Source organism: Pseudomonas luteola NBRC 103146 (genome assembly GCF_002091675.1).
Lineage (GTDB): Bacteria > Pseudomonadota > Gammaproteobacteria > Pseudomonadales > Pseudomonadaceae > Chryseomonas > Chryseomonas luteola.
This window is the reverse complement of record NZ_BDAE01000089.1, coordinates 1-890: the sequence shown is the minus strand read 5'-3', so window position 1 is coordinate 890 and position 890 is coordinate 1. Positions and strand designations below refer to the sequence as shown.

The 890-nt window shown below is 57.0% G+C and carries 1 protein-coding gene; it reads left to right on the top strand.

Annotated elements, in window-relative coordinates; translation table 11 throughout:
- The first annotated feature begins 22 nt into the window (after positions 1-22).
- Positions 23-871 carry a flagellin domain-containing protein gene (locus tag PLU01S_RS25195; RefSeq protein WP_084339982.1) on the top strand — a complete coding sequence of 283 codons (849 nt, stop codon included), beginning with the start codon at positions 23-25 and terminating at the stop codon, positions 869-871.
- Positions 872-890: the final 19 nt, after the last annotated feature.

Sequence of the window (890 nt, the reverse complement as noted above, 5' to 3'; positions counted from 1 at the left end):
TGACTTTTGTGAGTATCTCATCATGGCTATGACCGTAAACACTAACGTTGCCTCCCTGTCCGTTCAGAAGAACCTGAACCGCGCTTCCGACAGCCTGAGCAACTCCATGCAGCGCCTGTCCTCTGGCCTGAAAATCAACAGCGCCAAAGACGATGCGGCCGGCCTGCAGATCGCCAACCGTCTGACCAGCCAGATCCGTGGTCTGAACGTTGCGGTCAAGAACGCCAACGACGGCATCTCCATCGCCCAGACTGCTGAAGGTGCTCTGCAAGAGTCCACCAACATTCTGCAGCGTATGCGCGAACTGGCCCTGCAGTCCCGTAACGACAGCAACAGCGAAAAAGACCGTACCGCTCTGAACGCTGAATTCACCGCGATGGGCGAAGAACTGACTCGTATCTCTACCACTACCAAGTTTGGTAAGGATACTGCCCTGCTGAACGGCGCTGGCAAGTTTGACTTCCAGGTAGGTGCCAACACGGGTACTAACGAAGTGATCAGCATCGACCTGGGCTCAGGTGGTTTTGGTGCCGATGCTCTGGGCGTAGGCTCTGCCATCAGCATCACCGGTGCCAACTCTGCTGCACACACCAACGTTGACGCTGCCGTATCGGCAATCGACGCGGCGATGGACACCATCAACGCCAAGCGCGCTGACCTGGGTGCGGTACAGAACCGTATGACCAGCACCATCTCCAACCTGCAGAACATCGCAGAAAACGCCACCTCCGCACGTAGCCGTGTGCAGGACGCTGACTTTGCTGCCGAAACGTCAGAAATGACCAAGCAGCAGACCCTGCAGCAGGCTTCGACCGCTGTTCTGGCCCAGGCTAACCAGCTGCCGAACGCTGTGCTCAAGCTGCTCAACTAATGAGTGTCTGATGCAAGAG

Coding starts and splice junctions, on each gene's coding strand:
- PLU01S_RS25195 (WP_084339982.1), top strand. CDS start 23: ATGGCTATGACCGTAAACACTAACGTTGCCTCCCTGTCCGTTCAGAAG.